The following is an 8,821-nucleotide window of genomic DNA, read 5'->3' on the forward strand; positions in this document are numbered from 1 at the left end:
GGCAGGGCCACCTCCGGCCGGCCGTGGACGGCGGGCGCCGGCCGCGTGCCGGCCGCGGGTGACCTCAGCGCCGTGTCCTCGCCCCGGCCGATCTGGAACTTGCTGCGCTCCAGGTACTGCACGTCGGGCGCGGTGTGCCCCGACGGGAAGTAGCCGGCCTCCCCCTGCGGGGAACCGGCCGTCCCCCACGGATCCAGCAGGGTGCGGGCGGCCAGCCGGCACACGGCCCGCTCCTCGTCCGGGGTCACCCCGAGCCGGTTGAAGAGCATGTGGAGCTGCGAGGCCCAGACCCATCGCGACGCCTCCGGCGACAACCCCTCCGACCCGCCGGCCGGGCCTCCCCCGGCCCGCACCAGGGCGTCGGCCTCCCGGACCCGGGCGGTCCACCGGACGAGCCAGGGTTGCGCGGTGCCCGCCGCGAGCCGCTCCCGCAGGTCCTCCGCGCGCCGTACGAGTTCCTCGCGCTGCGCCGCGTGGACGGAGTTGACCCGGCTGTGCACGGCCGCGCCCGGCAGCAGCGGCACCTCCTCGACCCAGCGCCAGCCCGCCGCGTGCCGGCGCAACCAGCGGGCGGCGGTGAGGGGGTCCATGCCGAGCCCGTACGCGGTGGCGTGCGCGAGGTCCGCCGCGCGGGTGAGGCGGTCCGCGGCGCCGCGCAGTCCCCGCAGGGCGCCCAGGGCGGCCCGCGTCGAGTCGGTGAAAACCTCCTCGGCGACGGGCAGGGCCCGGGGACCTCCGTAGCGGCCGGTCTCGGGTGCGTAGGGCACGGTGCGGACCTCCCCGTGGCGGGAGGGCCACGGCCCGGGCACGGACGGCACCTCCTTCGCCGCCAGGGCCAGTTCGTCGGGCAGCCGGCCGAGGCTTGCCGTCCGCGGGCCGCGCACCCGTATCCGTACGTGGGGACCGTCCTCGCCGTACCGGATGAAGAACCACCGGTCGGCGTGTCCGGACTCCACCAGGCCGTCCAGGAGCGGGGCCGCGGACCGGAGGAGGAAGGCGTCGGTCTCCTCGGCACCGCAGTGCAGGAAGAGGTGGTGGCTGTGCCAGGTGCCGGTGGTCGTCACGTGGTTCCTCGGGGTGGGCGCGGGCGGGCGGGGGTCGGGTGGGGTGGGGCCCGTGGGGCGGGCCGCCCGGGGTCAGGGGAAGGGGTGCGGGTGGAACGTCAGGTCCTCGTGGCGCAGGGGGCGGGCCGCGCGGCCGAGCCGGTACGGCACCTCCAGCAGCCGGGGCAGGCCCCGGGTCCGGCGGTTGACGTGCCCGAAGGTCATCGGCAGGGATCCGGGTACCACCGTCTTCACGCAGTGCAGGCCGAGGCGTTCCCGCGTGCCCGGCTCGCTCTGGTCGACGGTGATGACCTCCAGGCCCTTCTCCGCGAGCCGCTCGACGGTCGCGCCGAGCAGCTCGCCGAGGTCGTGCACCGGGGTGGGCGCGCCCGGCCATGCCTCCTCGACCGTCAGGGGCGCGTCGTCGGCCGACAGGAACTCCCAGCGGGGCAGGGCCTCGGGGAGGGTGTTGAGTCCGACGTGGTCGTCCAACGTCACCACCAGGTCCGGCCGGTCCAGCATCGGCCGCAGTCGCCGCGGGTCGCGCGGGCCGCCCTCGTCGGTCGAGCGGTGCACCGACTCCAGGACGTTGGTGACCACCTCGGCCACCGCGGAGCGGATCGCCGCGCGGGGGTCGTGGTGGGCCCCCGCCGCGAGGAACATCCGCGGCGCCGCCGGATGGGTGCCCTCGTAGCGGCAGACGGCGAGGACGGCGGGGACGCCGAAGTCGTTCGTCGCGTCGAGCAGGACGAGCCGGTAGCCGACCCCCGCCGCCCGGTCCGCGAGGAGGGCCGTGTCGAGGTCCCCGGCGGGCGCCTCGACACGGCGCAGGGGCGTCGCCGCGTACCAGGCCATCAGGAAGGCGTCCCGTTCGGCGACCTCGAACAGGCCGTAGAGCGCCGCCTCTTCGGGGCTGTTGCCCAGTCCGCAGCCGTTGGAGGACTCGTAGACGACGCGCGGGCGGTCGGGACCCGGTACGTCCCAGTAGGCCACGTGTTCGGGCACGGCCGTCACCCGCCGCCGGGTGAGCGACCAGCCGTGCACCCAGTCCAGTTCGAGGTCCGGCGTGTAAGGGACGGTCCGTGACGCCGGGTGACCCTGGTGGGCGGGGTCCGGCAGGCCGAGGCGTTCCGGGTCCACGGCCCGGTCGGGGCCGAGTTCGGCGAAGGAGGCGCGCACAACGGTGCGGCGGCCGGTCGGACGCATGCCCGCGTACCGCTCCACGCCCTCGAACAGGGCGATCCGCTCGCTGGTGGCGAAGTCGCCGGCGCGGCCGTATCCGGCGCCGTCGGCGAGCCGGCCGTCCGTGACGAACGCGCTGGTCAGGGAGAAGGCCGAGTCCTCCGCCCGGAGCAGTCGACGGACCGGACCGAACCGCGTGTCGTGGAGGGCGGCGCGCAACCCGTCCGGTGTGGTGCGGGGGTTGGGGGCCCGCAGGACGTACGGGTCGGGCAGCGGGCGGGGCGCCGAGGGCAGCGGTGCGACACCGGCCGGGGAATCCGCCGGCAGGGGTCGGCACGCCTCGCAGCCACCGACGGGGCGGACGCGGTGGGTCGACCAGGTGCCGCGTCCCTGGTGCACGACGTGGACGACGGCGGTGCGGCCGTCCGCCCGGTCGGGGCGCGGCCCGCCCTGGTCCTCGCCGTGGTCCTCGCCCTGTTCCTCGTCCCCGTCGTCGTCCAGGAGGTCCAGCGCCAGGGCGGCCAGGGAGCCGCCGAGCGCCGGTGACGGTACGCCGGACAGCGCCATGCCGGGGCTGCGCCAGGGCACCCGGCCGCCGTCCGTGGCCAACCGCTGGTACTCGGCGCAGCACAGACAGGCCGCCGCGCCCGGCCGCAGCACCGGGCCGATCACGACCAGCGGCCCGTCCAGACGTACGGGTACCAGCGCCACCGGATGCCCGAGCCCGTACCGACTGAGCTCCTCGGCCTCGCCGAGCGTCCACTCCGTCAGCAGCACCACGGCCGGTCCGACGGCATGCCGTCGCGCGGCCGCGACGCCGTCGAACAGCGGGACGGGCAGGGGGCCGAGGAGGTCCCGGGCCGGGGTGGGCGGGATGTCGGGCAGGGTGGTCATCGGGTGATCCTCGGGGTGGGTAGGACGGTGAACCCGTGGGCGCGCAGCAGGCCGGCGAGGGCGGGGTCCCGGTCCGGGGCGGGGGGCCGCTCGGGGAGGGCCGTTCCCGTCAGCCGGGCCAGCGCCCCCTGGAAGGCGTCTTCTCGGGCGGCGGTCTCCGCGAGCCAGCCCCCGGTCCATCCGGCGTCCTCCCAGTCGGCCGTGGGCGCCCCTGCCGAGGCCAGCGGGGCGACGGCGCCGCCCGAGGGGCGGGCCCGTCCGGTGTCGGGACCGGCGGCGCAGGTGGCCACGGCGGCCAGCGCGGCGTACGCCGCCGCGTCGCCCGGGGTCGCCTCGACGGCGTCGCCGAGCGGCTGCGGCACACCGTCGTCGCGCCGGCCGAACGCGGCCACCCGGTGCACGACGGCCCGGTACGCCTCCTCGCCCGGGGCGATCCGGAAGACCTCCAGCCGGGCGGGCACCGCGAGGCGGGTGGTCAGGGTCGTCCACCAGTGGCGGACCTGCGGGTGCCCGGACCAGTCGGGCTCCGCCAGGGCCTGCTGCCCGTCGGCGACGGCGGAGCGGCGGGAGATCGCCTCGCGCAGGGCCCGTCCCCGGGCGTGCCCGAGGTTCGCCCCGACGGTGTAGTCGGCCCCCGGTAGGGCTTCGCCCAGGCGGTGTTCGGCGGCCCGGCAGAACACTTCGAGGCGGGCCAGGTCCAGTCGGGGCGCTCCCCCGGCCGGCCGGCCGTCGTGGGGCGGGAGTCCGGGCAGGAGACAGGCGGCGAGCGGAACGGGGAGTTGCCGCAGCTCCCCCGGCAGGGGTTCGGGCAGTGCCCCGCACCGCTCGTCGGTGAGGACGGCCACCCGGCGCAGCGCCTCGCCCAGCGTGGTGGCGGGGGCGGCGGCGGTGCGTCGGTCGGCGTCGATCCGGTCGGGGCCGAGCCAGGTGCGGTACTCGGCCCTCAGGGGGCGTGAGTCCGCGAGGAGCACGGCGGGCAGGCCGGGCTGCAGCCCGCCGTCGTCGCCCTCGGTCGACGGGTCCGCGAGCCCGGCCGCCGCGCTCAGCAGTCGGTGCGCGGCCGCGCCGGCGAGCAGCGGGACGAGCGCGGCGGACCGTACGGGCGCACCGCCCCCGAGCCGGGCCTCCAGGGCCTCCGCGTCGGAGCGGGCCTGGGCGGTGCTGCCGGGTGCGGTGACCCAGCCCGTGCCGCCGGTACGTCCGACGGCGAGGACGCGGTCCGGGCCCGCGCCGAGGATCCGCAGCAGGATCCGGCCCTCGGGCAGGTGCGGGTCGGCGGTGTACGTGACGGGCAGCCCGCCCCGCGTCAGGGCGTCGCCGGCGGACCGGGCGAGGGGTTCCTCGGGGGCTCCGGCGAGGACCTCGGCGCGGGCGGCGGCGAGCGCGGCCGCGGCACGGGCGGGGTGGTGGGCGCTCGCCCCGAGCCACCGCGCGAGCGGGCCGCGAGCGGCGGGGTCGGAGCCGTTCGGCGCCGGTGGCCGGGCGGGTTCCGTCACGAGCATGTCGTGGGCGTCGAGTTGTGCGAGGAGGGTCTCCACGGCCCTGTGCAGGGCCGAGCCGGGTTCCGTTCCGTCGAGGAGGTCCTCGACGCCCCCGTCCGGCAGCACGGCCTCCAGTCGTCGCCACAGTCGGGGCAGGGCGGAGCTGCCCTCCAGGGTGAGGTTCCCGCGCCGGCCCCGCAGGTGCAGGCCGTCACGCAGCGGGGTCACGGCGACCCCGGGCCGCAACCTCCGTACGGGCCGCCCGGGGAGGGCCGGCGCGGGAGCCGGCGGACCGGGAACAGCAGCGTCCGCAGGGGTGCCCGGTGCGGCGGTGCCCGGCGTCTGGGCCGTCGGCGTGGGTCGGGTTCCGGGGGTCATGCTCGGTGCTCCGTCGCGGCGGCGGCAGCGGCGAGTTCGGTGCGCCAGTCGCAGCCGGTCAGCGCGGGGACCGCGCGCACGATGAGGTGGGCCGCCAGGTACCGCTCCACCGGGCGGACGTCGCAGATGGCGAGGAGCCGGTACAGGCCGTTGGTGCACGCCCGGTACACCAGGTAGTCGGGGCGGCTCCACATCCTCCCGTCGGGGTCGGACCGGGCGAGCAGACGGTGGAACTCGCTGTAGCGGGTGCGGGTTTCGTGGTTCCAGCGCCGCGCCGCGGCCGCGTCGCCGGTGGCGGCGGCGCGGGCCCGGTACTCCTGCGGGACTCCGCGGAGGTCGGCGCCGTCGTCGTACCGGCCGCGGGTCAGCCGCCAGGCGTCCCGCGCGTACTGCGCCCAGGCACCTTCCCAGCCCTGTGCGTCGCCGTCGGCGATCCGTCCGACGAGGGCGGTGACGGCGCCGCCCGCGCGCTCCCAGTGGTCGTCGAAGCGTTCCCGCAGGAGGCCGTCCGGGTCCTCGTGGAGGAGGTGGTCCTCCAGGTGGGAGACGTACGACCAGTGGCCGCCGGCCAGTCCCCCGGGGTGGGCGCGGGCGTGCGCGGCGAGCGCGGTCACCGCGAGCCGCAGTCGGGCCCCCGCGGTGTCGCCCTGCTCCCCCAGGTATCCGGCGCCCGCCTCCAGCGCGCCGAGGCCGGTCCGCAGCAGGTCGTCGCGCAGGGCGGCGCCGTCATCGCCGAGGAGGGCGCGCACGGAGGAGCGGTCGGCGGGCTCGGTGCGGACGGTGTTGTCCGGGGCGATGGGTCCGTAGGGCGGCGCGATGAGTTCGGCGCGGCCCGCCTCGGCGGCCAGTTCCAGCAGCCGCGCCTCGGTGAGATCCCCCCGCGAGGGGTGCAGCTCCATCCAGGCGCGGATGCGGGCGGCGACGGACTCGGCGGCGGCCGCCACCTGTTCGGGCGGCCCCTGGAGGCGCAACCGCAGGTGGGGGCCGTGCAGCCAGTGCCGTTCGACGTGTACGGCCAGACCCCGGGCCGTCGCGGACCGGGCCGACGGCAGGAGCACCTCGCGCAGCAGCGGCGCCTTGACCGGGTGGTGGTAGGAGGCGACCACGTCGCGGACGCCTGTGGTGCGGGGGCGTGCTTCACGCACGGTGCCCTCCTGCGTGGTCGGTGGGCGGGTCATCGCGGCCGCCCGGGCCGGTTGACCTCCAGGACGAGTTCGGTCGCACGCGTCGGGGCGGCCAGGCCGCCGGGTGCGGGCAGTGCCTCTTCGAGGACCGCGCCGCCGTCGTGGCGGGCCAGCCACTTGGCCAGGCAGCGCAGGTGCAGGGCGTTCCCCAGGTCCACGAACTGCGGCTTGGGGCGGCTCAGTCGGCTCAGGAAGTCCTCGGCACCGCGCCCGGTGGGAGTGGTGCCGGCCGGGTGCAGGAAGAGCTGTTCGGGCAGGTCCAGCAGTGCGCGCCAACGGGCGGCCGCCTCGGCCGGGTGGGGGGCGGCGGCCAGGTCCGCGCGCAGGGCCCGGACCGAGTCGGGGGGCAGGACCCAGCGGGCCCGCCGGAGCACGACCTGCCGGTGGCGCAGCCGGGGGCTGCGGGTCACCGTGCCGCCGGGCGCGGGGAGCGGTGTACGGGGGATGAGGGGCCTGAAGTCGACGGTTCCGTGGGGGTGGTCGCTCAGGTGGGCGCCGAGGCGGTGCGGCAGGAGGACGGGGGCGAGGAAGCCGGCGTAGAGGACGTCGAGGAGTTCGCCGGTGTCCCGCAGCCGGAAGCGCACCTGGTCGGTGGTCCGGTCGTGGACGAGTTCCAGGTCGGATTCGGTCAGGGAGGCGGTGCGGCGGTCGGTGCCGATCTCGTCGGGGACGAGCAGGGGATGGAGGTTGGCGTTGAACCCGCCAACGGGGCGGATCTGCGCGGCCCTGGCGCCGGGGTTCAGGCCCCGGCCGATCTGCCGGGACACCGCGGCGCGCGCCCCGGGGTCCAGGGCGTCCAGGAAGCGGCTGCTGAAGCGGCCCCAGCCGCCGTAGACGTGGTTGACGCAGAGCAGGCCGTCGTGCGGGTCCCGTTGGAGGAAGTACGCGTAGCCCAGGGGCCGTTCGAGCGTCCAGCCGGGGAGCTGCGCGCCGAGGGTCTTGAGGAGGTCCGGGGGCAGGACCAGTTCGTGGGCGCCGGCGGGTGCGGCGACTGCGGCTTCCCGGACGGCGTCGATGACGGCTGAGCGCAGGGCCAGGAGTTCGGCCGCCCCGGTGGGCAGGGGGGTTCCGTCCCCCGGGTCGAGGACGGGGAGCCGCGCGGCGGTGTCCCAGGCCCCGGTGACCTCGGTGCCGAACTCCCACGGGTGGGGGCAGGTGCCGCCGGGCCCGTAACGGGCGACGAAGCGGTCGCGGACGACGCGGCGGACGAGGTGACCGAGGTCGAACAGTTCGGCCAGCGCGGTGATCTCTCCGAGTGCCTCGTGGTCGGGGGCGTCGAGGAACCCGTCGAGGACGAGCGGGTCCGGGGCGACGACGTCCTCGGTGAGGACGGTGAGCGGGGCCGAGACGGGCGGGACGGGGCGCCCGGCGTCGGTCAGTTCGTCCCGCCAGCGCCGGGACAGGTCGGCGAGCAGGGCGGGGCGCGCGGTGGCGGGGGTCCCGGCGAACGAGGCGGTCAGACGGCCCAGTTCGTCGAGCCGGTCGGCGCGTGCCGCGTCCTCGGCGTGGTCCGCGCCGAACGCGCGCAGCCAGTCGGCGAGGCGTCCCAGCGGATCGTCGTCCTGCGGCGGGACCGGCTCGGCGGGCACGAGCAGGCCCGCCTCGACGAGACGGTCGAGGTAACGGACGGCCGCCGCGGCCCCGTTCGCGTTGCCGTTGCCGGGTGTGGTCAGGGAGGCGGCCAGCATGCCGGTGAGTTCGTCCAGGGGGACGGGTTCCCCCGCTCGGCCGGTGAGCAGGCGCAGCGGGCCACCGTGGGCGAGCTCCGCCTCGTCCTCGCCGGCCACGAGGTAGCGTCCGCCGGCGAAGGCGGTCCGGTCGCGGGAGTACGCGGCCCGTCCCCCGGTGACCCGGGCGGTGCTGGTGATGCGGTGGGGCAACGCCGTGCGGCGGTGGGGGGCGTCGAGCAGGGCGACGGTGAGGGCGGCCGTCAGGGTCCGGTTGACCTTCACCACGGAACGCGGGGGGCTCTGGAACAGGGTCGCGGCGCCCCAGGAGGGGACGACGCGGCCGGCGGGATTCCCGGGCAGGGGCCCCCAACCGACGGCGGTGAACCAGGACAGGGGGCTGGTCTTGGTGCTGGCCCGCAGGGCGTAGCGCAGTACGGCGGGTTCCTCCTTGCGCGCCCGGCGGTCGGTCGCGCCGGTGGCGGCCCGTTCCACGGCCCGGAGCAGGTCGGCGCTGGTGGAGGCGACGGCCTTGGCGAGGGCGGGCTCGCCGCACAGGGCGGCGAGCTGCGCGCGCTCTGCGGCCAGGGCCCGCTCGGTGGCGGCGTCGAGCCGGGTGAGGAGGAGGGCGCGGCGGGTGCGCAGGGCGGTCCAGGCGGCGAGCTGCGGCACCCGGTCGGGCAGGTCGCCGAGGCGGTCCAGCAGGGCGGGTCGGGGTTCGCGCCCGTTGTGCAGGGCGCGGCGCAGGGGCAGGACGACGTCGCGGTGGAAGTCCTCGGGGTGGTCTCCGCGGCTGTCGTGCAGGGCGTCGCAGAGGGACCCGGTGAGGCGAAGCGACTCGGCGTCGATCCGGTGAAGGCGGGCGGCGAGCGCACGGAACCGGGCGGCGTCGGGCGACTGGGCCGGATGCGCGAGGACGGTGGCCCGGACCAGCGCGTACGGCGCGGACCGGACCGGCCGACCGGCCGCGGCGTGCGGCGGCTGCGGCAGGC

5 protein-coding genes are annotated in these 8,821 nt (G+C 77.4%); all 5 read right to left on the bottom strand.

The window, feature by feature from the left end:
- The coding region (locus tag NOD94_RS38590) for a thiopeptide-type bacteriocin biosynthesis protein (protein WP_281210921.1) at nucleotides 1-1,064 on the bottom strand (1,064 nt) is incomplete at its 3' end.
- Between the two features lie 72 nt (nucleotides 1,065-1,136).
- Nucleotides 1,137-3,119: a TOMM precursor leader peptide-binding protein gene (locus NOD94_RS38595; RefSeq protein WP_281210922.1), complete on the bottom strand. Its 1,983-nt coding sequence runs from the start codon at nucleotides 3,117-3,119 to the stop codon at nucleotides 1,137-1,139.
- Nucleotides 3,116-4,978 carry a hypothetical protein gene (locus tag NOD94_RS38600; RefSeq protein ID WP_281210923.1) on the bottom strand — a complete coding sequence of 621 codons (1,863 nt, stop codon included), beginning with the start codon at nucleotides 4,976-4,978 and terminating at the stop codon, nucleotides 3,116-3,118. The genes NOD94_RS38595 and NOD94_RS38600 overlap by 4 nt, the downstream gene beginning before the upstream one ends.
- Nucleotides 4,975-6,123: a lantibiotic dehydratase C-terminal domain-containing protein gene (locus NOD94_RS38605; protein WP_281210924.1), complete on the bottom strand. Its 1,149-nt coding sequence runs from the start codon at nucleotides 6,121-6,123 to the stop codon at nucleotides 4,975-4,977. The genes NOD94_RS38600 and NOD94_RS38605 overlap by 4 nt, the downstream gene beginning before the upstream one ends.
- Before the next feature lie 29 nt (nucleotides 6,124-6,152).
- On the bottom strand, nucleotides 6,153-8,821 hold a 2,669-nt coding region (locus NOD94_RS38610), incomplete at its 5' end, for a lantibiotic dehydratase (RefSeq protein WP_281210925.1).

The sequence above is a fragment of the Streptomyces sp. Isolate_45 genome (genome assembly GCF_024721315.2).
In the GTDB taxonomy this organism is placed as follows: Bacteria; Actinomycetota; Actinomycetes; order Streptomycetales; family Streptomycetaceae; genus Streptomyces.

What these genes read in the sequence shown, in the direction of transcription:
- NOD94_RS38595 (WP_281210922.1), bottom strand. Translation starts at nt 3,119, where the DNA reads ATGACCACCCTGCCCGACATCCCGCCCACCCCGGCCCGGGACCTCCTC.
- NOD94_RS38600 (WP_281210923.1), bottom strand. Translation starts at nt 4,978, where the DNA reads ATGACCCCCGGAACCCGACCCACGCCGACGGCCCAGACGCCGGGCACC.